General features: G+C 73.2%; 21 protein-coding genes. 16 read left to right on the top strand and 5 right to left on the bottom strand.

Translation table 11 applies throughout. The features are described from left to right. Window positions 1-66 precede the first annotated feature (66 nt). From C2L58_RS26590 to C2L58_RS26570, 5 genes are all read left to right on the top strand, one after another. A complete protein-coding gene (locus C2L58_RS26590; protein ID WP_103340418.1) occupies window positions 67-534 on the top strand; it encodes an SRPBCC family protein in 468 nt (155 codons plus the stop codon). A gap of 17 nt (window positions 535-551) precedes the next feature. Then, window positions 552-1403 carry a PPK2 family polyphosphate kinase gene (locus tag C2L58_RS26585; RefSeq protein ID WP_103340417.1) on the top strand — a complete coding sequence of 284 codons (852 nt, stop codon included), beginning with the start codon at window positions 552-554 and terminating at the stop codon, window positions 1401-1403. 20 nt (window positions 1404-1423) lie between these two features. Then, window positions 1424-3523: a S9 family peptidase gene (locus C2L58_RS26580; RefSeq protein ID WP_103340420.1), complete on the top strand. Its 2100-nt coding sequence runs from the start codon at window positions 1424-1426 to the stop codon at window positions 3521-3523. Further along, the gene (locus tag C2L58_RS26575) at window positions 3520-4470 is read left to right on the top strand and encodes an LLM class F420-dependent oxidoreductase (protein WP_103340416.1); all 951 of its coding nucleotides are present in this window, start codon (window positions 3520-3522) and stop codon (window positions 4468-4470) included. Before C2L58_RS26580 ends, C2L58_RS26575 begins: the two co-directional genes overlap by 4 nt. Before the next feature lie 64 nt (window positions 4471-4534). Beyond that, window positions 4535-4744, top strand: a complete 210-nt coding sequence (locus tag C2L58_RS26570; RefSeq protein WP_103340415.1) for a hypothetical protein — start codon at window positions 4535-4537, stop codon at window positions 4742-4744. Here C2L58_RS26570 and crcB read toward each other — a convergent pair. From crcB to C2L58_RS26560, 3 genes are read right to left on the bottom strand one after another with little or no spacing between them, the layout of a single operon-like run. Continuing rightward, complete coding sequence (crcB, locus tag C2L58_RS26565; protein ID WP_103340414.1) at window positions 4741-5115, bottom strand: fluoride efflux transporter CrcB; 375 nt, start codon at window positions 5113-5115, stop codon at window positions 4741-4743. The two genes, C2L58_RS26570 and crcB, sit on opposite strands and share 4 nt — an antisense overlap. Continuing rightward, window positions 5112-5276, bottom strand: a complete 165-nt coding sequence (locus C2L58_RS49905) for a DUF190 domain-containing protein (RefSeq protein ID WP_146073681.1) — start codon at window positions 5274-5276, stop codon at window positions 5112-5114. Before C2L58_RS49905 ends, crcB begins: the two co-directional genes overlap by 4 nt. Next, window positions 5276-5677 (bottom strand): fluoride efflux transporter FluC, encoded by a 402-nt coding sequence (locus C2L58_RS26560; RefSeq protein WP_103340413.1) that lies wholly within the window; start codon window positions 5675-5677, stop codon window positions 5276-5278. The genes C2L58_RS49905 and C2L58_RS26560 overlap by 1 nt, the downstream gene beginning before the upstream one ends. A 139-nt stretch (window positions 5678-5816) precedes the next feature. On the opposite strand from C2L58_RS26560, the gene C2L58_RS26555 reads away from it, so the two are divergent. Genes C2L58_RS26555 through C2L58_RS26535 form a run of 5 tightly spaced genes read left to right on the top strand, consistent with a single transcriptional unit; the run spans window position 5817 to window position 12371 of the window. Next, window positions 5817-7478, top strand: coding sequence for a pyridoxal phosphate-dependent decarboxylase family protein (locus C2L58_RS26555; protein ID WP_103340412.1), 1662 nt, complete (start codon window positions 5817-5819; stop codon window positions 7476-7478). Beyond that, entirely contained in the window at window positions 7475-8752 is a 1278-nt protein-coding gene (locus C2L58_RS26550; RefSeq protein WP_103340411.1) for a lysine N(6)-hydroxylase/L-ornithine N(5)-oxygenase family protein, read from the top strand. The genes C2L58_RS26555 and C2L58_RS26550 overlap by 4 nt, the downstream gene beginning before the upstream one ends. After that, window positions 8749-10479, top strand: a complete 1731-nt coding sequence (locus C2L58_RS26545) for an IucA/IucC family protein (RefSeq protein ID WP_103340410.1) — start codon at window positions 8749-8751, stop codon at window positions 10477-10479. The genes C2L58_RS26550 and C2L58_RS26545 overlap by 4 nt, the downstream gene beginning before the upstream one ends. After that, window positions 10476-11783: a glutamine synthetase gene (locus C2L58_RS26540; protein WP_103340409.1), complete on the top strand. Its 1308-nt coding sequence runs from the start codon at window positions 10476-10478 to the stop codon at window positions 11781-11783. The genes C2L58_RS26545 and C2L58_RS26540 overlap by 4 nt, the downstream gene beginning before the upstream one ends. A gap of 36 nt (window positions 11784-11819) precedes the next feature. After that, complete coding sequence (locus C2L58_RS26535; RefSeq protein ID WP_103340408.1) at window positions 11820-12371, top strand: hypothetical protein; 552 nt, start codon at window positions 11820-11822, stop codon at window positions 12369-12371. 248 nt (window positions 12372-12619) lie between these two features. Here C2L58_RS26535 and C2L58_RS26530 read toward each other — a convergent pair whose 3' ends face one another. Continuing rightward, a complete protein-coding gene (locus tag C2L58_RS26530) occupies window positions 12620-14008 on the bottom strand; it encodes an FAD-binding oxidoreductase (protein ID WP_103340407.1) in 1389 nt (462 codons plus the stop codon). Between the two features lie 82 nt (window positions 14009-14090). After that, window positions 14091-17084, bottom strand: a complete 2994-nt coding sequence (locus C2L58_RS26525) for an ATP-binding protein (protein WP_103340406.1) — start codon at window positions 17082-17084, stop codon at window positions 14091-14093. Window positions 17085-17174: 90 nt separating this feature from the next. Between C2L58_RS26525 and sthA the strand changes: the two genes are divergently transcribed. From sthA to C2L58_RS26495, 6 genes are all read left to right on the top strand, one after another. After that, window positions 17175-18584 carry a Si-specific NAD(P)(+) transhydrogenase gene (gene sthA, locus C2L58_RS26520; protein WP_233225948.1) on the top strand — a complete coding sequence of 470 codons (1410 nt, stop codon included), beginning with the start codon at window positions 17175-17177 and terminating at the stop codon, window positions 18582-18584. A 166-nt stretch (window positions 18585-18750) separates the two neighbouring features. Next, on the top strand, window positions 18751-20640 hold the full coding sequence (locus C2L58_RS26515) for an intein-containing Rv2578c family radical SAM protein (protein ID WP_199191455.1): 1890 nt from the start codon (window positions 18751-18753) through the stop codon (window positions 20638-20640). A gap of 156 nt (window positions 20641-20796) precedes the next feature. Then, window positions 20797-21399, top strand: a complete 603-nt coding sequence (merB, locus tag C2L58_RS26510; RefSeq protein ID WP_103340403.1) for an organomercurial lyase — start codon at window positions 20797-20799, stop codon at window positions 21397-21399. 95 nt (window positions 21400-21494) lie between these two features. Next, the gene (gene aspS, locus C2L58_RS26505; RefSeq protein WP_103340402.1) at window positions 21495-23270 is read left to right on the top strand and encodes an aspartate--tRNA ligase; all 1776 of its coding nucleotides are present in this window, start codon (window positions 21495-21497) and stop codon (window positions 23268-23270) included. After that, entirely contained in the window at window positions 23270-24217 is a 948-nt protein-coding gene (locus C2L58_RS26500; RefSeq protein WP_199191454.1) for a DUF389 domain-containing protein, read from the top strand. The genes aspS and C2L58_RS26500 overlap by 1 nt, the downstream gene beginning before the upstream one ends. Before the next feature lie 79 nt (window positions 24218-24296). Then, window positions 24297-25478 (top strand): phosphotransferase, encoded by a 1182-nt coding sequence (locus C2L58_RS26495; protein ID WP_103340401.1) that lies wholly within the window; start codon window positions 24297-24299, stop codon window positions 25476-25478. Window positions 25479-25669 lie beyond the last annotated feature (191 nt).

Below are 25669 nucleotides of genomic sequence, written 5' to 3'. Positions count from 1 at the left end.
CCCCGGCTTCCGCCTAGTTCCTACCACAAGCCCCATCCAAGGACTCGCAGGAAAGAGGGTGCACTAGTGACCCTGGAACCGATCCGCAAGAGCGTCACCGTCGCGTGTTCGCGCGAGCACGCGTTCAAGACCTACACCGAAGCCTTCGACAGCTGGTGGCCGCGGCAGCACCACATCGGGGCGGGCGAGCTCGCGGAAGCCGTCCTCGAGCCGAAGGAAGGCGGCCGGTGGTACGAGCGGACCGTCGACGGCGCCGAGTGCGAGTGGGGCGAGGTGCTGGTCTGGGAGCCACCCGCCCGGGTGGTCCTGTCCTGGCGGATCGACGGCGACTGGCGGATCGACCCGGACCCGGCCCACGCCAGCGAGATCGAGGTCAGGTTCGTCGAGGAGGGGCCGCGCAGCACCCGCGTCGAGCTGGCGCACCGGGGCTTCGAGCGGCACGGCGAAACCGGCGCGAAGGTCCGCGAAGGCGTCTCCGGCGAGGGCGGCCACGGGGCCCTGCTGAAGCTGTTCGCCGAGAAAGCCACCGCCTGAACGGGTAGTTTCGGTGGATGGCCAAGAAGGACGACGGAAGCCGGGTCCGGGACGCGCTGCGCGTCGGTGACGAGCTGCCCGGCCCGGGCTCGACCCCGGTCGGGCCCGGCAAGAAGGCCAAGGCCCTCGCCGGGCTCGAGAGCGCGGGAGAGCGGCTGTCCGCGCTGCAGGAGGCGCTCTACGCCGAAGGGACCGCCGGCAGCAGCCGCCGGTTGCTGCTCGTGCTCCAGGGCATGGACACCTCCGGCAAGGGCGGCACGGTGTCGCACGTGCTCGGCCTGGTGAACCCGATGGGTGTCCGGTACGCGGCGTTCAAGAAGCCCACCCCGGCCGAACTGCGGCACCACTACCTGTGGCGGATCCGCAAGCAGCTGCCCGCGGCCGGCCAGATCGGTGTCTTCGACCGCTCGCACTACGAGGACATCCTGGTCCCGCGCGTGTCCGGCCTGCTCACCGCGGCCGAACGGAAGCGCCGCTACGCCGAGATCAACGAGTTCGAGGCGGAACTGGCCGAGGCGGGCACCACCGTGGTCAAGGTGTTCCTGCACATCTCGCCGGAAGAGCAGCTCGAGCGGCTCAAGGCCCGGCTCGTCACGCCCGAGAAGCGCTGGAAGTACAACCCCGGCGACCTGGAGGCGCGGTCGCACTGGCCGGCCTACCAGGAGGCCTACGCCGACATCTTCGAGAAGACGGCCACCCCGCACGCACCCTGGTACGCGGTGCCCGCCGACCACAAGTGGTACCGCAACTGGGCCGTCGCCGAACTGCTCATCGAGACGCTGACCGACCTGAAGCCGCGGTTCCCCGAGCCGGACTACGACGTCGACGCCGAGCTGGCCAAGCTGAAGGGTGTTGGCGTCCGGTCGTGACCGTCTGGAAGAGTGCGGGCGTGACCGATGTCGACGACCTCCCGTTCCTCCGCAAGCAGGCCCGGACCCAGCGCTTCACCCTCGGCGCGCCGAAGGAGTTCCGGGTCGCCCCGGACGGCTCCCGCGTGCTGTTCCTGCGCGCGGAGTCGGGCACCGACCCCCGGCACAGCCTCTGGTCGGCCGACCTGGCGACCGGCGCCGAGACGAAGCTCGTCGACGCCGCCGAGCTGCTGCCCGGCGAAGAGGAGCTGCCCGCCGAAGAGCGCGCGCGGCGGGAACGGGCCCGGGAGACCGGCGGCGGTGTCGTGCACTACGGCGTCGACGCGGCCTTCACCGTCGCGGTGTTCTCCCTCTCGGGCAAGCTCTACACCCTGGACCTGGCGTCCGGCGAGGTGACGCTGCGCGTCGACGGCTCGGTCATCGACCCGCGGCCCAGCCCGGCCGGCACGCACGTCGCCTACGTCCAGAACCGGCGGCTGCACGTGCTGGAGCTGGCCACGGGCGACGACCGCGTGCTCGTCGAGGAGGAGGGCGAGGACATCGCCTGGGGCCTCGCCGAGTTCATCGCCGCCGAGGAGATGGACCGCACCCGCGGCTACTGGTGGGCCCCCGACGGCCGCGGCATCCTGGCCGAGCGCTCCGACCGCGGCCCGGTCCCGCGCTGGACGATCGCCGACCCGGCCAACCCGCAGCACCCGGCCAACGTCGTCGCGTACCCGGCCGCGGGCACGACGAACGCCCTCGTCTCCCTGGCGGTGCTCGGCCTGGACGGCTCGCGCGTCGACGTCGCCCAGGGCGACTGGGAGTACCTGGCCTCGGTGCACTGGTCGGCCGGCGGTGCGCCGCTGCTCGCCGTGCAGCCGCGCGACCAGAAGCGGATGGACGTCCTCGCGCTCGACGTCACCGACGGCTCGACCTCGGTGGTGCACACGGCCGCCGACCAGCACTGGATCGACATCGTCGGCGGCGTCCCGGCGTGGACGCCCGACGGGCGGCTGGTGACCGAGGGCATGGTCGACGGCGACCACCGGCTGTTCGTCGGCGGCGAGGCCGTCACGCCGGCCGGGCTGCAGCTGCGGGCCGTGCTCGACGTCGGCGCCGAGATCCTGTTCAGCGCGTCCGAGGCCGACCCGACGCAGATCCACGTCTTCCGGACCGAGGGCTCGTCGGTGCGACGCTTGTCCACTGTGGACGGCGTGCACGTCGGCGCCGGGTCCGCCGCGATCACCGTGCTGTCGTCGTGGAGCCTGGAGTACAGCGGCCCGCGCGTCTCGGTGCTGCGGGACGGCGCGCCGGTGGCGTCGATCTCCTCGTCCACTGTGGACCCGGACATCGTGCCGAACCTGACCTGGCTGACGCTGGGGGAGCGCGGCCTGCGCGCGGCGCTGCTCCTGCCGCGCGGGTACGAGCCGAGCGAGGGCAGGCTGCCGGTGCTGCTCGACCCGTACGGCGGCCCGCACGCCCAGCGCGTCCTGCAGAGCCGCAATGCGTTCCTGACGTCGCAGTGGCTGGCCGACCAGGGTTTCGCGGTGCTCGTCGCGGACGGCCGCGGCACGCCGGGCCGCGGCGCGGTGTGGGAGCGCGAGATCGCCGGGCGCCTCGCCGACGTCACCCTGCAGGACCAGGTGGACGCGCTGCAGGCGGCGGCCGCTCAGTTCCCCGAACTGGATGCGGAGCGGGTCGCGATCCGGGGCTGGTCCTACGGCGGCTACCTCTCGGCGCTGGCGGTACTGCGGCGCCCGGACGTCTTCCACGCGGCGGTCGCGGGCGCGCCGGTCACCGACTGGTCGCTGTACGACACGCACTACACCGAGCGGTACCTCGGGAAACCGCAGGACGAACCGGAGAGCTACGCGCACAACTCGCTCATCGAGAGCGCGGCGGAGCTGAGCCGGGCGCTGCTGATCGTGCACGGGCTGGCCGACGACAACGTGTTCGTCGCGCACTCGCTGCGGCTGTCGTCGGCGTTGCTGGCGAAGGGCCGCTCGCACGTCTTCCTGCCGCTGGCGGGCGCGACCCACATGACGCCGCAGGCCGAAGAGGTCGCGGAGAACCTGATGCGCACGCAGGTGGACTGGCTGCTGCGCGAACTGTCCGCCGTCGAGAAGGAGATTGCATGAGCCGCTGGGGCCTGACGATCCCGCTGACCGGGGTGCCGCTGACGGCGCACCGCGAACTGGTCGAACAGCTGCCGGACCTGGGCTACACGGACGCGTGGACGGCCGAAACGGCGGGCACCGACGCGTTCACGCCGCTGGTGCTGGCCTCGCAGTGGGCACCGCAGCTGCGGCTGGGCACGGCGATCGTGCCGGTGTACACGCGCGGCCCGGGCCTGCTGGCGATGCAGGCGGCGACGGTGGCGGAACTGGCGCCCGGCCGGTTCGTCCTCGGCATCGGCGCGTCGTCCCCGGTGATCGTCTCCCAGTGGAACGCGGCTTCCTTCGACGAGCCGTTCGCGCGGTCCCGGGACACGCTGCGGTTCCTGCGGTCGGCGCTGGCGGGGGAGAAGGTCAGCGAGAAGTACGAGACGTTCGCGGTGTCGAAGTTCCGGCTGGAGCGGCCCGCGGACCCGCCGCCGTCGATCATGCTGGCGGCCCTGCGGCCGGGCATGCTGCGGCTGGCGGCGCGCGAAGCCGACGGCGCCATCACGAACTGGCTGGCGGCTTCGGACGTCCCGAAGGTGCGTTCGGTCGTCGGTCCGGACGTCGAGCTGGCGGCCCGGATCTTCGTCTGCCCGACCGAAGACGCCGAGGCGGCGCGGGGTCTGGGCCGGATGCTGATCTCGAGCTACCTGACGGTGCCGGTGTACGCGGCGTTCCACGAGTGGCTGGGCCGCGGCGAGGCGCTGGCCCCGATGCACGAGGCCTGGGCGGCCGGCGACCGGCAGAAGGCGAACCAGGTGATCCCGGATTCGGTGGTGGACGAGCTGGTGATCCACGGCAGTGTCGAGTCGTGCCGGGAGCAGGTGCAGTCCTACGTGGACAACGGCCTGACGACACCGATCATCGCGCTGCTGCCGACCGGGGAGGACCCGTTCGAGCAGGTGCGCGGCCTGGCGCCGCGCTGATATTGCGTTCGCCCGCCGCAGCAACCGCGCGCGGGAGAGTCTCGCTCTGCGGGCGGCGACCGGCGTGCCCGACGAAACCCGCGCCGAGGCGGCCGAGCAGCGGCTGCTGCGCAGCCGTCGCCGGGTCAAGCGCAAGTGGGCCGACGTCACCTTGGCCGAGTACGTCGAGGGGAAGCTCGAGCGCCGCGCGGGCCGGGAAGACGGACAGGCAAGGCGTCTCGACGAGGCACTCGGCCGCGTCCGGCGGCGGATGCGGCGTCCGGACCGCGGTTAAGCGAAGACCGCGGTGGCCAGCAGCAGGCCGAGGGCGCCCGATGTCAGGCCCGCGAGGACAGTGACGACCACGTTCAGCACCGCGTACAGCCGCGTCTTTTCCAGGAACAGCCGGACCGTCTCGTAGCCGAACGTCGAGAACGTCGTCAGGCCGCCGCAGAAGCCCACCGCCACCAGTGCGCGCACCGACGACGGCTCCGCGCCGTGCAGGAGCCAGCCGCTCAGGAACCCCAGGATGAACGAGCCTGCGAGGTTCACCGTCAGCGTCCCGAACGGGAACGGCGAGTCGCGCCACTGCTGGACCTTCCGGTCGGTCAGGTAGCGCAGGACCGAGCCCGCCGCGCCGCCCAGGGCCACCAGGACCGGCGTCACTCCGGCCGCCCTCCGTGGCGCACCACCTCGACCTGGTCGAGCGTCACCAGCCCTTCGCCGATCAGCTCGTCCAGCTGCGGCAGGAACGCCCGCAGCGGCTTGTGGTGCCAGTGGTCGTCTTCGCCGAGGTAGATCGTGAGGCGGGTGTGCGGTCCGTCCATCAGCGTCCTTTCCGCACCGCGCGGGTCGCGGCCAGGCCGGCCGCGACCGCCGTCAGGCACAGCACCAGCGACGCGGCCAGGTACGCCAAGGATCCCACGAGCCGCCCGGTCGTCGCCGCGTCGAGGGTGTCGGTCACGAACGTGGAAAACGTCGTGAAGCCGCCGAGGATCCCGACGCCGAGGAACGGCCGGAGCAGGTGGTGGGGGCGCGCGGTGGTCGTCAGGACCGCCATCAGGACGCCGATGAGCAGGCAGCCGAGCACGTTGGTGAGCAGCGTGGCGACGGCGAACTCGCCGCGCGCGTGCGGGATCGCCACCGACAGGCCGTAGCGGGCGAGACTGCCGAGCGCGCCGCCGGCGGCGATGGCCGGCAGGACATCCCAGCGCGGCACGCTGATCACCTCCTCGCGGTGAACCTACTCCCGATGGCCGACGCGTCACCGCCACCCGGTCGAGCATGCTGGACGGGGATGACAGGCAGCCGTCGATCGCCGTACTGTTGCGCAGCGTAGGCAAGGCAACCCTAAGGAAGGCGGGCACATGCGGGCAGACGGGCTGGCCGGTGGCGAAGGTGGCGCGGACCGGCTCGGCGAGCTGATCCCGCTGGCCCTGCGCGGAATGGCGGCGGGCGTGGCCGAGCGCGGCGGCCCGATCCCGGCGGGCGGCCCGGCCGCGGTGGCGGCTGCACTGGTGGCGGAGCGTGGCGAGCCGGGGCCCGTGGTGGCCGACGCGGTCGAGCCGGGGGGCGCGGATGTCGGGGCCGCGGGGCTGCGCCGGACCGCACCTGAGGCCGCCGCCGAGGGTGGGGAGCCGGGGCGCGCGGATTTCGGGCCCCAGGGGTCGCACTGGGCCGCATCGGCACCCGCCGCCGAGCGAGGAGAGTCGGGCCGTGCGGATTTCGGGGCCGAGGGGTCGCGCCGGGCCACACCCGCCGGGAATGGTGCCCTGCCCCGCCGCGGAGTCGGCGCCGAAGCCGCGCTCGAACAACTCAGCCGCCTGCTCGCCGCCGGTTCCGCTGATCCCGCCGATCCCGCCTGTGCCGCCCACCTGCACTGCCCGCCCCTCGCCGTGGCCGTGGCCGCCGATGTCGTCGCCGGTGCGCTCAACCCCTCCATGGACTCGTGGGACCAAGCGCCCGTCGCCGGTGAACTCGAACGCGAATTCACCACCGGGATCGCCCGGCTCTGCTACCCCGGCGCGGACCGGCCCGACGCCGTCGTGACCACCGGCGGGACCGAATCCAACCTCCTCGGCCTGCTCCTCGCCCGCGAAAACGGCGTCGTCCAGCCCGTCTGCGGGGCCAACGCCCACCACAGCGTCGCCCGCGCCGCCTGGCTGCTCGGCCTGCCCGCCCCGATCGTCGTCCCCTGTGAAGGCGACCGGCTGCTCCCCGATGCGCTCGACAAGATCCTCACCCCCGGCTGCGTCGTCGTCGCGACCGCCGGGACCACCAACACCGGCACCCTCGACCCGCTGCCCGAAATCGCCGCGATCTGCCGGCGGCACGAGGCCCGGCTGCACGTCGACGCGGCCTACGGCGGCATGGCCCTGTGCAGCGAACCGCTCAAGACCAAACTCGACGGGCTCGACCTCGCCGACTCCGTCGCGCTCGACCTGCACAAGTTCGGCTGGCAACCGGTCGCCGCCGGGCTCTTCGCCGCGCGCGAAGCCGCCGATCTCGGGGCGCTCACCGTGCGCGCCGAGTACCTCAACGCCGACGACGACACCGAAGCCGGCCTGCCGGACCTGCTCGGCCGCTCCATCCGGACGTCGCGGCGGCCGGACGCCTTCCGGATGGCCGTCACCGTGCACGCGCTCGGCACCGACGGCCTCGGCGCGCTCGTCGAACGCTGCTGCGCCACCGCCACCGAGCTCGCCCGGCGCGTCGAGGACCACCCGGGCCTGCGGCTCTGGGGCGCGCCCGAACTGTCCACCGTGGTCCTGCGGCCGGTCGTCGCCGACGAGGCAGGCGGCGACGAGCTCGTCGCGCGCGTCCGCCGCGCGCTCCTCGAAGCCGGCACCGCCGTCATCGGCCGGGCCGCGCTGCCGACCGGTCCCGGCGGCGCGAACCAGCTGTGGCTCAAGCTGACGCTGCTGCACCCGCACACCACCGCCGCCGGCTACCTCCCGCTGCTCGACCGGATCGCCGCCACGGCCGGCGCCGAGCTCGTGGCCGGCCGGGAAAGCCCGGTCGCTTCGTGAGGCGCCACCACCTCGCCGGCGTCGGGATCGGGCCGTTCAACCTCTCGCTCGCGGCGCTGGCCGCCGGCGTCGACGGCCTCGACGCCGTCTTCTTCGACGCCCGCCCGGAGTTCCGCTGGCACCCCGGCCTGCTCGTCGAGGGTGCGACGCTGCAGGTGCCGTTCCTGGCCGACCTGGTGACGCTGGTGGATCCGACGAACCCGTTCTCCTTCCTCAACTACCTGCGCGACCGCGGCCGCTTGCTGCCGTTCTACTTCGCCGAGCGGTTCCACCCGCTTCGCGTGGAGTACGACGACTACGGCCGCTGGGCCGCCGCGCGGCTGCCGTCGTGCCACTTCGGGCACGAAGTGACCGGCATCCGCTGGGCCGGTGACGCCTTCGAACTCACGATCGCCGGGACCGAACCGGTGCTCGCGGACCACGTCGTGCTCGGTGTCGGCTCGGTGCCGTCGGTGCCGGCGCCCCTGCGGGACGTCGTCGCCGATCCCGGCGTCCTGGCGCTGCACTCGGCCGACTACCTGACGCACCGGGACGAACTCGTCGCGGCGGACAGCGTCACGGTCGTCGGCTCCGGGCAGTCCGGCGCCGAAGTGGTGCTCGACCTGCTCCGGTCCAGATCCACTGTGGACGGACTGCGCTGGCTCGCCCGGACGCCCGCGTTCGCGCCGATGGAGTATTCGAAACTCGGGCTCGAGCAGTTCACACCCGACTACACCGCGTACTTCCGCCGCCTGCCCGAAGCGGTCCGCGACCGGCTGCTGCCGACGCAGTGGCAGCTCTACAAGGGCATCGACACGGAAACGATCGGCGCGATCCACGACGAGCTGTACCGCCGCAGCATCACCGGGCCGCCGGGCGCTGTGCTGACCCCCGGCGTCGAAGTCGTTTCCGCGTCCACGGTGGACGGTACGATCGAACTCGGCGTCCGGCACGCGCAGCAGGACCGCGGCGCCACCCTGCGCACCGCCGCCGTCGTCGCGGCCACCGGGTACGCGGAGGCGCCGACCGGGCCGCTGCTGGCCGGGCTCGGCGACGCCGTCCGCCGCGACCGGCGGGGCCGCCTGGAAGTCGGCGCGGACTACCGCGTCGCGCTCGACGTGCCCGGGGCGCTGTTCGTGCAGAACGCCGAACGGCACACGCACGGCCCCGGCGCCCCCGATCTCGGTCTCGGCGCGTGGCGGGCGGCCGTGATCCTCAACGCCGTGTGCGGCAAGACCGTGCACGAGCTGCCCGCCCGCACCGCGTTCACCACGTTCGGCCTGGAGGACAAGTGACCCTGGATGAGGCGGCCGCCTGGCGTGCGGCCGGCGCCCTGATCACGCACAAGATGCTCGGCGAGCTGTCCTACGAGCACATGCTGGAGCCGGTCGCCGACGGCGAGGAGTACCGGCTGGAGCTGCCCGGCGCCGGCTACGCGTTCCGGGCCCGGCGGGGCGCGTTCGGCGCCTGGACGGTCGAACCCGGCAGCGCGCACCGGAACGGCGAGCCGGTCACCGACCCGCGCACGCTCGTCGTGGACGCGCGCGAAGTCCTGGGGCTGAGCGGGCTGCGGCTGGCCGACGTGCTCGCCGAGTTGACCTCGACCGTCGCCAACGAGGCCGCCCGCCTCCGGCGCGCCCCGACCGCGGCCCAACTGTCCACGATGGACTACGACGTCGCGGACGGGCACCTGACCGGCCACCCGCGGCTCGTGCTCAACAAGGGCCGCGTCGGGTTCTCCGCCCGCGACCGGGCCCGGTACGCGCCCGAGGCGGGCGCGGACGTCCGGCTGCGCTGGTTCGCCGTCCACCCGGACCACGCCGAGTTCCGCTGCGTCGACGAGCTGAGCCGGGACACGCTGCTGGCCGCCGAACTCGGCGAGCTGCGCGAAGAGTTCGCCGCGAAGGCACCCGAGGACTACGTCTGGGTGCCCGTGCACCCGTGGCAGGCCGACGAAATCCTCGGCACGCTCTACGCCGCCGAGCTCGCCACCGGCGTCGTGATCGACCTCGGGGAGAGCGCCGACGCCTACCGCCCGCACCAGACGGTCCGGACGCTGGCCAACGTGAGCACCCCCGGCCGCCACGACGTCAAGACCGCCGTGTCCGTGCGGAACACGCTCGTCTACCGCGGCCTCAACTCCGCGGCCACGCTCGCCGGGCCGTCGGTGACGACGTGGCTGCGCCGGATCGGCGCGGCCGATCCGCTGCTGATGGAGAAGTACCGGTTCGGACTGCTCGGCGAAGTGGCGAGCGTGTCGGTGCAGCACCCGCTGTTCGGGCCCCTCGAGGAACTGCCGTACCGGTTCCACGAAACCCTGGGCGCGCTGTGGCGCGAGCCCATCCGGCTCGCGGCGGGGGAGCGCGCGATTTCGTTCGCAGCCTTGCCGTACCGCGGCCCCGACGGCGTCTCGATGCTGGCGCACCTGATCGGCGGCGGAGACGCGACAGCGTGGCTGACCCGGCTGTTCGATCTGCTGCTCACGCCGTTGCTGCAGTGGCTGCTGCGCCACGGCGTCGGGTTCTGCCCGCACGGCCAGAACCTCGTCCTGGTCGTCGACGCGGCCGGGGCCCCGCAGCGAGTGCTGATCAAGGACTTCGCCCAAGGCGTCGACCTGCTCGACGAGCAGCTGGAGAGCTACGAGTCGCTGCCGCCCGAGGCGGCGGCGGACATGCTGCGCTGGCCCGCGCACCTGCTGGCCCAGTCACTGTTCAGCTCGGTGTTCTCCGGCCAGTTCCGGTTCTGGGCCGAGGTCCTGCTCGACGAGCTGGGCCTGCCGCGGGCGGCGTTCTGGGCGCCGGTCCGGGAGATCGCCGGCCGCTACCGGGACGAGAACCCGGACGTGGCCGCGCGGTTCGACGCGTGCCGCCTGTTCGCCCCGGACGTCGAGCGCGTGACGCTCAACCGGGAGCACTTCGCCGGGCAGGGCTTCGACAAGGTGGAGCGCGACGACGAATTCGACGTCCGCTGGGGCCGGGTGCCGAACCCGCTGCACGCCCCGGATCCGGGTGGCGCCTGGTGACGGCGTTCGCGCGGCCGGCCGGCCCGCGGTCGCTGGCCGCCCGGCGCGCGGCGGCCACGGCGGGCGAGGCGGTGCTGCGCGGCGTGCTCGCCGAGGACGGCGCCCGGCTGCTCCTGCTGGTGCCCGACCCGCACGCCCGGTTCGCCGCGGTGGAGCTCGGCGCGCCGTTCGCTGCTTCGGTGCTCGAGGACGGCTACGGCATTTGCAGCTACGTGTTCGCGTGGACGCCGTCGCGCGATCCGCTGCCGGCGTCCGGCGTGCTGGGCGGGTACCTCGAGGGCTTCGGGGACGTGCGGGTGCGGCCGGACGCGGCTTCGGCGATCCCGCTGGGTGACCGGACGTGGGCGGTCGTGGGCGACGCCGAGTGGCCGTCCGGGGCCGCCGCGGAGCTGGCGCCGCGCGAGGTGCTGCGCGGGCAGCTCGCGGCGATGGAGGGGCTGGGGCTGGTGCCGTCGGTGGGGATCGAGCACGAGGTGGTGTTCCGCGACTCCCTTGGCGCGCCGCTCACGGCGCACGGCGTCGACTACGCCCTCGGCGGGACCGAACGGCTGGCGCCGCTGCTGCGCGACCTGCGGACGGACCTGGCCGACGCCGGGCTCGGCGTCGAGTCCGCGCGGGCCGAGTGCCACCCGGGGCAGTACGAGATCGTGCTGCGCCACCGCGACGCACTGGCCGCCTGTGACGACGTCCTGCTGCAGCAGCTGATCGTGCGCCGGGCGGCCGCGCGGCACGGCGTCACCGCGGACTACCTGGCGGCGCCGGAGCCGGGGCAGGGGAATTCCGGGCACGTGCACCTGTCACTGTCCGCTGTGGACGGCTCGGAGCCCGATCTGCTGGGCGGGTTCCTGGCCGGGGTGCTTCGCGACGCTCGCGCGTTGACGGCCGTGTGGGCGCCGACGTGGAACTCCTACGTCCGGCTGCGGACGGCGCCGTTTTCTCCGCGCGAGGTGCGCTGGGGGCACGATGACCGGACGGCGTCCGTGCGGGTGGCCGGGGCGTCGGCGAACCGCCGCCTGGAGTTCCGCTTCGCCGGTGCGGACGCCCAGCCGCACCTGGTGGTCGCGGCGTTGCTGGCGGCTGGGCGGTTCGGGCTGGAGGAAGGGCTGACGCCGCCGGAGCCGGGGGTTCTCGCCGGGGCGTTGGCGGGTTCGCCGTGGGAAGCGTTGTCGCTGCTGGAGCGGGTGGGGGAGCTGCTGGGGGCGGATGTGGCGGCGCAGCTTTCCGCTTTGCTGACCGAGGAGGTCGAGTCCGGGCTGGGGGCGGTGACCGATTGGCAGCGGTGGCGGGGTGCACTGCGTTCGTGATTCGCCCACCGCGGTGGGCGTAACGACGGTGTTCGCGTGGGCGACTCCTGCGGGCGTACCGCGCTGACGGACCGCTGGGAGCTCACGGTGCCCAAAGAAGGCTTGTTCACCAGGATCGGGGCCATTGCCGCAGTTGTCGCCCTGGTGCCGGCCTATTTGGCCGTCGCGGGTGACAAGGACTGGTGGCCCTTTCCGCCGCCCGTTGCGGGTGTGGCGCAGCCGGCCTCCTCCGGTACCGCGCCCGGCGGACCGGCTCGGTCCGCCCCGGCGCCGGAGGACGCCGAGACCGAGCTGGCCGGCTTTGTCGTCGGGTACTACCGCTCGATGCCGGACACCACGGCGGGGTGGCCGCTGATCGGGCCGAACCTGCGGGGGCGCGGGCGGGCGAGTTATGACCGGTTCTGGGGCCGGTATCGTGGCGCTGAGGTGCTGGCCCAGCCGTCGGTGCGGGACAACCAGGTCAGTGTGCGGATCGCGTTGTACCCCCGGGATGGGGGTGTGGCGGTGGTTGAACGGCATGTGCTCACGGTGATCCACTATGACGGTGGTCTTCGGATTGATGCCGATGAATACCTTGGGCGGGGGTGATGGTCTTCCCGGAGATCCTTTGTTTCCCGAACCCTGGAGGGATTCGTGGGTTCCGCCACCCCGAAGCCGTCATTGTGACTACGGCCGGCGGCATCGTGTCAAGGCGGGAAAGCGTGCCTTGACACGATGCCGCCGGCCGTGTTCTGGCTTCGGATCGGGGTTGCGGGGGGCCTGGGTGCCGTTGGGGTCGGGTGTTGTGTGCTGCTGGCCGTGCCGTTGGGGCCGAATCCCTGCTGGGATTTGACTTCTTACGCTGGGCGGATGTTCTGGTTGATGTGGAACACGTTCTCCGGGTCGTACCTTCGCTTCACCGCTGCCAGGCGGTCGTAGTTTTGCCGGTAGGACGCTTTCACGCGGTCCTGGCCCTCCTCCATCATGAAGTTCACGTACGCTCCGCCCGCTGATGTCGGGTGGAGCTCCTCCCAGTAGTCGCGGGTCCACTGCGCTATTGCTTCCGCCTTCTCCGGGGCGGGGTCCACTCCCACGATCACGCCCGACCAGCCGCCCGATCGGTGGGGGAATGCCGTTGCGTCCGGGGCGACCCGGCTTGCCGCGCCGTCGATCGGGTACAGGTGCATCGAGGAATGCATGGTCGGGAGTTGCTCGCCGTGCTTGAGGTGGATGTCGATTGCCTCGTCCGAGATCTCGTGGAACACGTCCGCTCGCCAGTACCACTGCAAGCCGGCCGGGTACAGCGCGTCGAATGCTCCCTGCAACGCCGTGTACGGCATGCTCTGCAAGCCGGCCAGCAGGGGTGTTCCGAACGAACGGGCCGGTTCCAGGACTTCCTCCGCCTTGTCGTGCGATCCCGTGTAGCACCAGACGATTCCGCACGCCTTGCGGCCCCACAGCTGCTCCGGGAACGGCGGTGCGGGCGGCACGGTCAGCAGGCCGAACCAGCCGTTCAGCTCTTCGGGCAGTGACGGCAGCAGCTCGCGGTACCAGCGCAGCACGTCCGGGGTGTCGGCCAGGTCGTACAGCACCGGGCCGCCGATGATCACGCCGTGCTCGCCGATGTCGTGGCAGCGGAACGTGAACGAGGTGACGACGCCGAAGTTGCCGCCGCCGCCGCGCAGTGCCCAGAACAGGTCGGGGTGCTCGGAGTCCGATGCGTGCACGAACGTGCCGTCGGCCAGGACGACGTCCGCGCCGAGGAGGTTGTCCACCGTCAGGCCGAAGCGGCGGGCCAGGTAGCCGATGCCGCCGCCGAGGGTCAGGCCCGCGACTCCGGTGGACGCCACGATGCCCGAGGGGGTCGCCATGCCGAACGCCACCGTGGCGTGGTCGACGTCGCCCCAGGTGCAGCCGGCGTCGGCGCGGACCGTGTGGTGCACGGGGTCCACCGTCGTGCTGCGCAGGCGCGACAGGTCGATCACCAGCGCGCCGTCGGCGACGCCGAGGCCGCCCGCGTTGTGGCCGCCGCCGCGCACCGCGAGGTCCAGGCCCTGGGCGCGGCCGTAGCGGACGCAGGTGACGACGTCGGCCGCGTCGCGGCAGTAGGCGATCGCGGCGGGCCGCTTGTCGATCATGGCGTTGTAGACGGCGCGGGCCCGGTCGTAGCCGGGGTCGGCCGGGGTGACGAGGTCGCCGCGCAGCGTGGCGGCCAGTTCCTCGTGCGGCAAGGCGGTGGTGGTCATGGTGAGTTCCCTCTCGGATTTGCGGTACGGGAGGGAACGTAGGCCGCCGGCGTTCGCGCAGCGTTCGGTTCGTTCGCCCTGGTCAGGACGCGGACCGGGCGCCCAGATCAGCCTCCGCGCGCCGCCGCAGGGCGGTGCTGCCCTGGGTGCGGGCCAGGTCCGCGGCCGCCCGCAGGCGGGGGACCGGGTCGGCGTCGTGCGCCGCCCGCAGCCGCAGGACCTCCGGCAGCCACCAGCGGTCGTCGCGGGCTTCACCGGCCGCCAGTGCTGCGTCCAGCGTCGCGCGGGCCGCCTCCGGGGCCGACAGCTCGGCGACCAGCGACAGCCAGTACGGCATCCGGGCGAACGCCCCCTCCGCCTTGAGGTTCGCGACGCCCTCATGCGCCGCGGCCAGCCCGGCCGCGCCGCCGCGGACCCAGCCGCCCAGGACCAGCGCCCACTCGCGGTAGTACGCGAAGCCGTACCGGTCGCACAGCGCCGTCAGCTCGGCCACCGCCGTCCCGAGCGCCCGGCGGTCGCGGCGCATCTGGTGGGTGATCCCGGCGTACGCCAGCGCGATGGCCAAGCTGTACGGGTGGTCGATCCGGCGGGCGAGGGCGATCGCCCCGGCGCCGCACGCCACGGCCGCGTCCTCGTGCCCGAGCAGCCAGTGGGCGTGCGCCGCCCAGGCCGGTCCGTGGACGTCCGGGCGGGTGCCGATCGGCCACGACGACGCGCCGCGCGTGCGTTCGGCGCCCAGGTCGAAGTGCCGCAGCGCCTCGACCGGGTCGTGCCCGAGACTCAGCGACGAACCCGCGACGATGAAGTGCGCCGACCCGCCCTGCGCGGCGCTCGTGCCCGGCGTCAGCAGCCCGAGCGCGCGTTCGGCCGCCTCGTGGGCCTGGACGGTCCGGCCCTGGACGAACCGTGACGACCACAGCTCCAGCAGCGCGGTGAGCGCGGCCTCCTCGTCGCCCAGCGATTCGGCGAGCGCCAGCGAACGCTCGAGGGTGTGCTGCAGCTCGGGGGACGAGTAGCCCTGGTGGGCGTTGAGGGGACCGGCGAGCGCTTCGAGGACCGCCAGCTCGTCCCGGTCGCGGTTGCCGCTCGCCGGGCGGGCGCGGACGAGGTCCAGGGCTTCCCGCAGCAGCCGGATCGCTTCGGCGTGGGCGAACGTGCTCGCGGCGACGGCGGCCGCCCGCCGGTAGTGGGCGACGGCGCGGTCCGGGCGGCCGCCGCGGGCGTGCTGCTCGGCCAGCTGCGCCGCCACGGCGTCGGTGTCCCCGGCGTGCACCAACTCCAGGCCCTGGGCCAGCCGCCGGTGCAGCAGCCACCGCCGCGGCGGGCTGACCTGCTGATAGGCGGTCTCGCGCAGCAGATCGTGGGTGAAGTCGTAGCTGCCGCCGGACTCGCGCACGAGCCGGCGGCGCCACAGCTCGTCGACGGCGTCGACGACGGTGTCCGCGTCCAGGTCGCTCGCCTCGGTGAGCAGCTCGAGGGTGACGTCCCGGCCGGCCGCGGCGGCGAGCCCGGCGATCTCGCGGGCGGCCGGGCCCGGTTGCTCCAGCCGCGTCCGCAGCACGGCGGCCAGCCCCTCGGCGGGCGGGGAATCGTGCGCCCGCAAGGCTTCGACGACGTAGAGCGGATAGCCGCCGGTGGCCGCGTGCAGCAGGTCGCGGTCCGAAGTGGACAGTGGGCGCCCGGCGACCGCTTCGCCGAGGCGGGCCGTGCCGGCGGCGTCGAACGGGCGCAGCGGCAGCTCGGTCAGCCTGCCGTCGTCGCGCAGCTGGGCCGTCCAGGCCGCGCCGGCCGGGCCGGGATCGCCGTCGCGCAGGGTCGCGGCGACCAGCAGCGGCGCGTCCGGCAGCAGGCCCAGGCAGAAGGTGAGGAACGCGCCCGTCTCCTGGTCGCACCACTGCGCGTTGTCCAGCACCAGCAGGACGGGCCGCCCGCCGGCGGTGAGCGCCCGGGCCAGCCCCTCGAAGAACCGCAGGCGCTGCCAGGCTTCGACGGCCACGTGCCCGCCGCCGGCCGTCCGGGCGGCCGGCAGCAGCCGGCCGACTTCGGCGCGCCACACCGGGTCCAGCGACGCCGCCGCCTTCTGCACGGCCGGGGTGCGCAGCCAGTCGGCCACCGGCGCCAGCGGGAGCCGTCCGGGCGTGCCGAAGCACCGGCCGGCGGCCACGACCGCGCCCTCGGCGCGCGCCCCGCCGGCGAGCTCGCTGACCAGGCGGGTCTTGCCGACCCCGGCGTCGCCGCGCACGAGGACGAGCCCGGCGCGGCCCGCCGCGGCCGTCCGCCAGAGCTCGCCGAGGCGGGCCAGCTCCGTGGCGCGGCCGACGAGCCCGGGTGCGGCCGGCCGCCGGGGTTCGGGGTCCGGCCGGGCCAGCAGCCGCCGCAGCGCCGCGCGCGTCGGCTCGGCCGGGACGACGCCGAGCTCGCGCTCGAGCACCGACGCACACCGGTGGTAGGTGCTCACCGCACCCGCCCGGTCCCCGGCCTCGGCCTGCAGCCCCATCAGCGTCCGGTAGCCCGTCTCTTCGAGGGGGCGCAGCGCGATCCGGCGGCGGGCCGCGGCGAGCGCGGTGGCGGGGTCGTCCGACGGTGTCCGGCCGATCAGGTCGCACAGTTCGACGCACTGGCGTTCGAGTTCGGCGCGGGCGGCCAGGACCCAGTCGTCGGCCAGGCCGGGCAGCAGGTCGCCGCGGTAGGCCGCCAGCGCGGCCCGGGCGTGGCCGACGGCTTCACCGGGGTCCCCGGCGGCCAGTGCGGCCCGGTGGGCGACGGCGAACTCCCGGACGTCCACGCGGCTCGACGGCGAGTCCCGCCAGCACAGGTCCTGCCCGGTGACGGTCAGCGGCGGCGGGTCGCCCAGCACGCGGCGCAGCTGGTGCAGCTCGCGGCGGAGGTTGGTCAGCGCCTGCGCGTCGGTCGAATCCGGCCAGAACAGCCCGGCGAGCAGGCGCCGGGGCTGCGCGCGGCCGGCGTGCAGGACGAGGTGGGCCACGAGCGCGACCGACCGCGGCGACCGCGTCAGCACGGCGCCGGACTCGTCGTCGGCGATCACCTGCTCGCCCAGCAGTGCGACGCGCAGCACCCGGACACGCTAGCCCCTCGGCGGGTCCGTGCGCGGATCTTCACCGGCCGGGGGTTGCGCCCGGCCCGCGGGGTGCGCAGGCTCGACGTCGTGAGCGAGCACGAGTACGACCTCATCGTCATCGGTTCGGGCCCCGGCGGGCAGAAGGCCGCGATCGCCGCGGCGAAGCTCGGCAAGAAGGTGGCGGTCATCGACCGGCACGACATGGTCGGCGGGGTGTGCGTCAACACCGGCACGATCCCGTCCAAGACACTGCGCGAAGCCGTGCTCTACCTGACCGGCATGAACCAGCGCGAGCTCTACGGCGCGAGCTACCGCGTCAAGCACGACATCACCATCGCCGACCTGCTCGCCCGCACCCAGCACGTCGTCGGGCGCGAGGTCCAGGTCGTGCGCGCGCAGCTGATGCGCAACCACATCGACCTGGTCGACGGCACCGCCTCCTTCTTCGACCCGCACACCGTGCTGGTCGACGGCCGGCACCGCGGCGACCGGCGGACGCTGTCGGCCGACCACGTCGTGATCGCCACCGGCACCCGGCCCGCGCGGCCGAAGCAGGTCGACTTCGACGCCGCCCGGGTGCTCGACTCCGACGAGATCCTGCGGCTCGAGCAGATCCCGTCGTCGCTGGTCGTGGTGGGCGCCGGGGTGATCGGGATCGAATACGCGTCGATGTTCGCCGCACTCGGCTCGCGGGTCACCGTGGTCGAGCAGCGCGAGCACATGCTCGACTTCTGCGACCCGGAGATCGTCGAGTCGCTCAAGTTCCAGCTGCGCGACCTCGGCGTCACGTTCCGCTTCGGCGAGAAGGTCGCGGACGTGGCGGTGTCCGACCACGCGACCATCACCACCCTGGTCAGCGGCAAGCGCATCCCGGCCGACGGCGTCATGTACTCCGCCGGCCGCCAGGGCATGACCGGCGAGCTCAACCTCGAGGCGGCGGGCCTGGCCGCGGACGAGCGCGGCCGGCTGGTGGTCGACGAGAACTACCGCACCCCGGTGCCGCACATCTACGCGGTCGGCGACGTGATCGGCTTCCCGGCACTGGCGGCGACATCGATGGACCAGGGCCGGCTCGCGGCGTACCACGCGTTCGGCGAGCCGGCGCACGAGCTGGGCGCGCTGCAGCCGATCGGCATCTACACGATCCCGGAGATCTCCTACGTCGGCGCGACCGAGGCCCAGCTGACGTCGTCGTCGGTGCCGTACGAGGTCGGCATCGCGCGGTACCGCGAGCTGGCGCGCGGCCAGATCACCGGCGACAGCTACGGGATGCTGAAGCTGCTGGTGTCCACGACGGACCGCACGCTGCTGGGCGTCCACGTGTTCGGCACGGGCGCGACGGACCTGGTCCACATCGGACAGGCGGTGATGGGCTGCGGCGGCACGGTCGACTACCTGGTCGATGCGGTGTTCAACTACCCGACGCTGTCGGAGGCGTACAAGGTGGCCGCGCTGGACGCGACCAACAAGATCCGGGCCCTGGAGCGCTTCTCCTGACCGTCTTCTGCCGCGGCGTCGTGAGTGGTAATCAGGGTTAGAACCCGAATTACCACTCACGACGCCGCGGGATCGGCTCTTGCCCCAGCAGTCACTGCAGCACCATGTGATCCGCCTGTCCCGAACCGGTTTGACACCCGTCTAGAACATATGTTCGACTGGCGCCGTGCGATGGGATCGGCAGCGGACAGGGGAAGGTGAACCGGCACTGCCCGGGCTCGAGGGCCTGGTGCGGTCGGTGCGGTCACCGGAATTCGACGGCGTCACCTTTCACGAGGTGCACGCGCGGTCGGTGCTGAACAAGGTGCCCGCCGGCTCCGGCGTGCCCTTCGGGTGGACCGTCAACCCCTACCGCGGCTGCTCGCACGCCTGCACCTACTGCCTCGAAGGCGGCACCCGGATCCTGATGGCCGACGGCCGCACGAAGGCGTTGTCCGACCTGAAGGTCGGCGACGAGATCTACGGCACCCGCGGCCACGGTGCGTCCCGGCGGCTGGTGCCGACCCGGGTCGAGGCGCACTGGACCACGCTGCGCGCCGCCTACCGCGTGACCCTCGAAGACGGCACGCGGCTCGTCGCCGGCGGCGATCACCGGTTCCTCACCAGCAAGGGCTGGAAACACGTCACCGGCAGCAAGTTCGGCGCCGCCCAGCGGCCGCACCTGGAGCCCGGCACCGAGCTGATCGGCGTCGGCCGGTTCGCGCCGACGCCGGACGAGACGCTCGGCTACCGGGCCGGCTACCTGTGCGGGATGCTGCGCTCCGGCGGGTTCGCCGCGGAGCCGGACGCCGCCGCGCGGGCGCTGGAATACCTGCCGGACTTCGGGGCGTCGGTCGGTTTTCTCAAGGTACCGCCGGATCCGGACGCCCACTGGCAGCGCGGGTTCCTCGCCGGCGTCTTCGACCTCGCGGGCGATTACGGCCGGGGCGTCCTCGCCGTCGCGCACGACGAGCCCGAGATCGCCGACGCCTTCATCGCCGCGCTCGCCCGCTTCGGGTTCGCCCACCAGCTCGACGAGGTGCCGAAGTTCCCGACGCGCCAGGAGATCCGGCTGCTCGGCGGGGTCGGCGAGGTGCTCCGGTTCTTCCACGTGAGCAACCCCGCCGTGCCGTGGAAGCGGTCGCTCGAAGGCGCGGCGATCGGCTCGAGCCGGCGCCGCGTGGAGGCGATCGAACCGCTCGGCCTGCAGCTGCCGCTGTTCGACATCACCACCGGCACCGGCGACTTCGTGGCCGACGGCATGGTGTCGCACAACTGCTTCGCCCGGAACACCCACACCTACCTCGACTTCGACGCCGGCCGCGACTTCGACACGCAGGTCGTCGTCAAGGTCAACGCCCCGCAGGTGCTGGCCGCGCAGCTGAAGAAGCCGTCGTGGCGGCGGGAGCACGTCGCGATGGGCACCAACACCGACCCCTACCAGCGCGCCGAGGGCCGCTACCGGCTGATGCCGGGCATCATCACCGCGCTGGCGCGGTCCGGCACGCCGCTGTCGGTGCTGACCAAGGGCACGGTGCTGGCCCGGGACCTGCCGCTGCTGCGGGACGTCGCCCGGGACGTGCCGGTGGGGCTCGCGGTGTCGATCGCGCTGCTCGACGAAGAGCTGCAGCACCGCCTGGAACCCGGCACCCCGAGCCCGCGGGCGCGGCTGGAGCTGGTCCGCAAGGCGCGCGAGGCCGGGCTGCCGTGCTCGGTGCTGGTCGCGCCGGTGCTCCCGTGGCTGACCGACTCCGAGGAGGCGCTCGACGCCCTCTTCGCCCAGCTCGCCGACGTCGGCGCGACGAGCGTCACGGCCTTCGCGCTGCACCTGCGGCCCGGGGCGCGGGAGTGGTTCGGCCGCTGGCTGGCGGGCTCGCACCCGGAGCTCGTCCCGCGGTACCGGGAGCTGTACGCGCGGGGCAGTTACGTGCGGAAGGCCTACCGGGAGGGGCTCGCGGAGCGGGTCGGCCCGCTGCTGCGGCGGCACGGCCTGGACCGCAAGCCCGGTCTCGACGCGCGCGGTCCCGAGCTGCCGGCGGCCGAGGCCGCTCCCGCGGAGCAGCTGCGCCTGCTCTGAAAGTCCCTTGTGGACCCGGCGGGTGACGTACTGGGCCGTTCGGGGCGATTGTGGCCCGGTGTCTTCGGTTTGCGGCAAAATGTCCGATCGTGTCGTTGTCGTCCCGCCTCACCGGCGCCTAACGTCGAAGGGATCGATCCCGAAAGGAGCCGGACGATGACGACCTCGCAGACCGATCGTGTCGCAGCCGCCCGGCTCGCCTGGGCCGCGTTGAAGCTGACCCGGGCCGGCCGGCACCCGGTCGGCGTCGACCGGCTGGCCGCGACCGTCGGCGTCACCCCGATCGAGGCCCGGCGGCTGGTCGAGCTGATCGGGTTCACCCTGCACCGCGACCTGGTGTCGACCGGCCCGGCCCCCCGCGGCGCCCACCACCGCATCGAGCCGGCCGAAGGCACCCTCGGTGCGGGCCCGGACGGCACGGTCGACATGTTCCTGCTGGCCATCGCGACCGGCGAGCGCGTCCACGCGACGGCGATCTGCCCGGTCACCGGCACGCGCATCCGCATCGAACTGGTGTCGAACGCGATCCTGCTGGCCGACCCGCCCTCGGCGGTGGTCGCGGCGGTCGACCTCGGGTTCGGGCTCGACGGCGCCGACGCGATGGCCTGCGCGGGGCAGCCGTTCTTCGCCTCCGCGTCCGCGGCGGCGAGCTGGCTGGTGGCGCACCCGGGCGGGCGCATCTACCAGGTGGCCGCCTACCTGGCCCAGGCCCACCGCCTGGTCGCGGCGCTGGAGACCCGGCCCAAGTACGTCCTCTGACCACCGCGCCGGGCGAGCCTGCCGACGTCGTAGGGTGGGTGGTTCGTTAGCCTTCAAGCAGCGAGAACCACCCATGTCGAAGGAGAGCAGTCGCAGTGCTCCGCACTCACAACGCCGGCACCCTGCGTGCCGGACAGGCCGGACAGACCGTCACCCTCACCGGATGGGTGGCCCGGCGGCGCGATCACGGCGGCGTCATCTTCATCGACCTCCGCGACGCCAGCGGCGTCGCCCAGGTCGTCTTCCGCGAGGGCGAGATGGCCGAGCGCGCGCACGCGCTGCGCTCGGAGTTCTGCGTGAAGATCGTCGGTGAGGTCGCCGAGCGGCCCGAGGGCAACGCCAACGCCGAGATCCCCACCGGCGAGATCGAGGTCCTCGCGACCGGGCTCGAGGTGCTGTCCGAGTCCGCGCCGCTGCCGTTCCCGATCGACGACCGCGTCGACGTCGGCGAGGAGATCCGCCTCAAGCACCGCTACCTCGACCTGCGCCGCAGCGGCCCGGCCGCGGCCATGCGGCTGCGCAGCGAGGTCAGCCGCGCCGCGCGCGAGGTGCTGCACGCCCAGGACTTCGTCGAGATCGAGACCCCGACGCTGACCCGCTCGACGCCCGAAGGCGCGCGCGACTTCCTGGTCCCGGCGCGGCTCAAGCCGGGCTCCTGGTACGCGCTGCCGCAGTCGCCGCAGCTGTTCAAGCAGCTGCTCATGGTCGGCGGCATGGAGCGGTACTACCAGATCGCCCGCTGCTACCGCGACGAAGACTTCCGCGCCGACCGGCAGCCCGAATTCACCCAGCTCGACATCGAGATGAGCTTCGTCGAGCAGGACGACGTCATCGCGCTCGGCGAGGACATCGTCTCGGCGCTGTGGAAGCTGATCGGGCACGACATCCCCCGGCCCATCCCGCGCATCACCTACCACGAGGCGATGGCCAAGTACGGCTCCGACAAGCCGGACCTGCGCTTCGACCTCGAGATCACCGACATGACGGAGTTCTTCGCCGACACGCCGTTCCGCGTGTTCCAGGCGCCCTACGTCGGTGCGGTCGTCATGGCCGGCGGGGCGAGCCAGCCGCGCCGCCAGCTCGACGCCTGGCAGGAGTGGGCGAAGCAGCGCGGCGCGCGCGGCCTCGCGTACATCCTCGTCAACGAAGACGGCACGCTCGGCGGCCCGGTCGCCAAGAACCTGTCCGAGACCGAGCGCGAGAACGTCGCCGCCGCGGCGGGCGCGAAGCCGGGCGACTGCATCTTCTTCGCCGCCGGCAAGGCCGCTTCGACGCAGCCGCTGCTCGGCGCCGCGCGCGACGAGATCGGCAAGCGGCTCGGCCTGATCGACGAAAACGCCTGGTCGTTCGTGTGGGTCGTCGACGCGCCGCTGTTCGCGCCGGTCGAGGAAATCGGTGACGACGTCGCCGTCGGCTCCGGCAAGTGGACCGCGGTGCACCACGCGTTCACCTCGCCGACCCCGGAGTGGATCGACAAGTTCGAGCAGGACCCGGGCAACGCGCTGGCCTACGCCTACGACATCGTCTGCAACGGCAACGAGATCGGCGGCGGCTCGATCCGTATCCACCGCGGCGACGTCCAGAAGCGCGTCTTCGCGCTGATGGGCCTCGGCGAGGAGGAGGCGCAGGAGAAGTTCGGCTTCCTGCTCGACGCCTTCGCCTTCGGCCCCCCGCCGCACGGCGGTATCGCGTTCGGCTGGGACCGCATCGTCATGCTGCTGGCCAAGGCCGACTCGCTGCGGGACGTCATCGCGTTCCCGAAGACCGGCGGCGGGTACGACCCGCTGACCGCCGCGCCCGCGCCGATCACCGCGCAGCAGCGCAAGGAAGCCGGGATCGACGCGAAGCCGGCCGCCGCCCCGCCGAACTAGTGCTGCACCTCAGGGCCGTGTGCCCGTCGGACAAGACCGCCGAGGCGCTCGAGATCCTGCGGGCCCACGCCGGCACCGCGCACCTCATCGTGCACCGCGGTGCCGCCGTGGAGCCGGCGGGTGACCTGGTCGAGGCCGACATCGCCCGCGAAGCGGCGGACGAGATCGTCGACGCGCTGTGCGTGCTCGACCTCGACCACACCGGCGGCATCACGCTCGAAGCGCTCGACACCGCGCTGTCCGACGCCGCCGACGAAGCGGAGGAGGCGGCGCCCGGCGAGGCGGCCGACGCCGTCGTCTGGCAGGAGCTGCTCGGCCGTACGGGTGAGGAGTCGCGGCTGAACGTGACGTTCCTGGCGTTCCTCACCATCGCGTGCCTGCTCGCCGCCGTCGGCGTGCTCACCGACTCCTCGGTGACGATCGTCGGCGCGATGGTCGTCGGGCCGGAGTTCGGGCCGCTGGCGGCGCTCGCCGTCGGCCTGGTGCTGCGGCACCGGCAGCTGATCCGGCAGGCCGTGGCCGCGCTCGGCATCGGGTTTCCCCTGGCCATGGTGGTCACGCTGGGCGGCGCCCTGCTGGTGCGGGCGACCGACGTCTTCGGCGAGAAGGCGTTCGAGCTGCAGCAGCACAACGAGGTCGACTTCGTGTTCTCCGTCGGGGCGCCGTCGCTGGTCGTGGCGATGCTGGCCGGTGCCGCGGGGATGCTCGCCATGACGTCGGCGAAGTCGGCGGCGCTGGTGGGCGTGTTCATCTCGGTGACGACGGTGCCGGCCGCGGGCTACGCGGTCGTCGCGGCCGTGGCGGGGGACTGGGGCCGGTGCCTCCAGTCCGTCGGGCAGCTGCTGGTCAACCTCCTCGGAATCGTTGCAGCAGCGGCCATTGTGTTGATCGTGCGCCGGAATGGGCAACGTTCACCGGTGGGAATGCGTCCGCTTTCACGCGGGTGACCCGTCTCCGGACGGGATGCCCCTTTTTGTCCGGATGTCAGTAGTCATGGTTGCTCAGTCACGAGTAGGGTCGGTGACAATGACAGTCGACACCTCCTCCGCCGGCGACGCTGGAGTCGGGGCAGGAGCCGAGCAGCTCGCCATCGCCGCGGCGGTCGCGGCGGGCGAGTCCGTTCTTTCACGCCGGTTCGGCAGCGCGATCACGCTGGTCTCGCCCGAGGACCTGGCGGGGAGCGGGCCGGCCACGGTGGTCCGGGCGCGGGTGGTGTCGTCGTTCGCGCTGCCCCGCACGCTCGTCATCAAGCACTACCCGGACCGGCCGGAGTCCGGCGCCGACCCGTTCGCCCAGGAGGCGGTCAGCTACCAGCTGTTCACGGCGCTGGCCCCGGACGAGCGGATGTGCCCGGAGCTGGTGGCCCACGACGGCCGCGACCGCGTGCTCGTGCTGGAGGACCTCGGCCGCACGCCGACGCTGGAGGACGAGCTCTACGCCCGCGACTCCCGCGCGGCCGAGCGCGCGCTGCTGTCCTGGGCCCGGTCGCTGGGCCGCCTCCACGCGAGCACAGCCGGCCGCGAAGCGGACTTCAACGCGCTGCTGCGGCGGCTCGGCGGCCCGGCGAAGGGCGATTCCGACGGGGTCGATGCGTTGTGTTCGCGGGTCCCTTCGCTGATCCAGGAGCGCCTGGGCATCCCGGTGCCGGACGAGGTGCTCGCGCAGGTGGAGGCGGCGGTCGAGCAGTCCCGCGCGGCGGGGTTCCGGGCGTTCAGCCCGGTCGAGCTGAGCCCGGACAACAACCTGGTGACCGGCCAGGGGGTGCGGTTCCTCGACTTCGAGAACGGCCGGGTCCGCTCGGCCCTGGACGACGCGGCCCACCTGAGGCTGCCGTTCGCGAGCTGGCCGGATGCGCTCGCCCTGCCGGCCGGGATGAGCGAGGCGATGATCGCGGCTTGGCGGGCCGAAGTGGTCGGGGTGTGGCCGGCTTTTGCCGATGACGAGGTGCTTGCGGGGCATTTGACGTGCAGTGAGCTGCTGCGGGTTTGGCTGATCACGGGGGAGGAGCTGGGGGCGTTGAACCTGTCCCGGCACGCTGCGCCGGTCAGCCGGGAGGCCGCGTTCGTGACCTGGTGGCGGGATTTGGCGAAGCATGCCGGGTATGTCCGGATGGGGGCGGTTTCGGAGTTCGCGGCTCGGGTGGCCGCGGGTCTTGCGGCTCGGCTGGGGCCGCATGCTGATCTGGCTTTTTATCCTGCGTTCCGGTGAGTGCGGGGGTTTTGTCCACAAGTTGGGCGGGGTGTTGATCGGTGGGCCCGTTTGCGGGTTGGGGCGGGTTTTTTGTCCGGGGCGGCCGATACGCTGGAAGCGGGGGCAGCCCCCAGGGAGGGTGGGCTGTGCCGGGTGGGCTGTGCCGGGTGGGCTGTGCCGGGTGGGCTGTGCCGGGTGGGCTGTGCCGG

Origin of the sequence: Amycolatopsis sp. CA-126428 (assembly GCF_002904335.1) — a bacterium.
In the GTDB taxonomy this organism is placed as follows: domain Bacteria; phylum Actinomycetota; class Actinomycetes; order Mycobacteriales; family Pseudonocardiaceae; genus Amycolatopsis.
The sequence above is the reverse complement of the archived record's forward strand: the minus strand, read 5'-3'. Positions and strand labels throughout refer to the sequence as shown.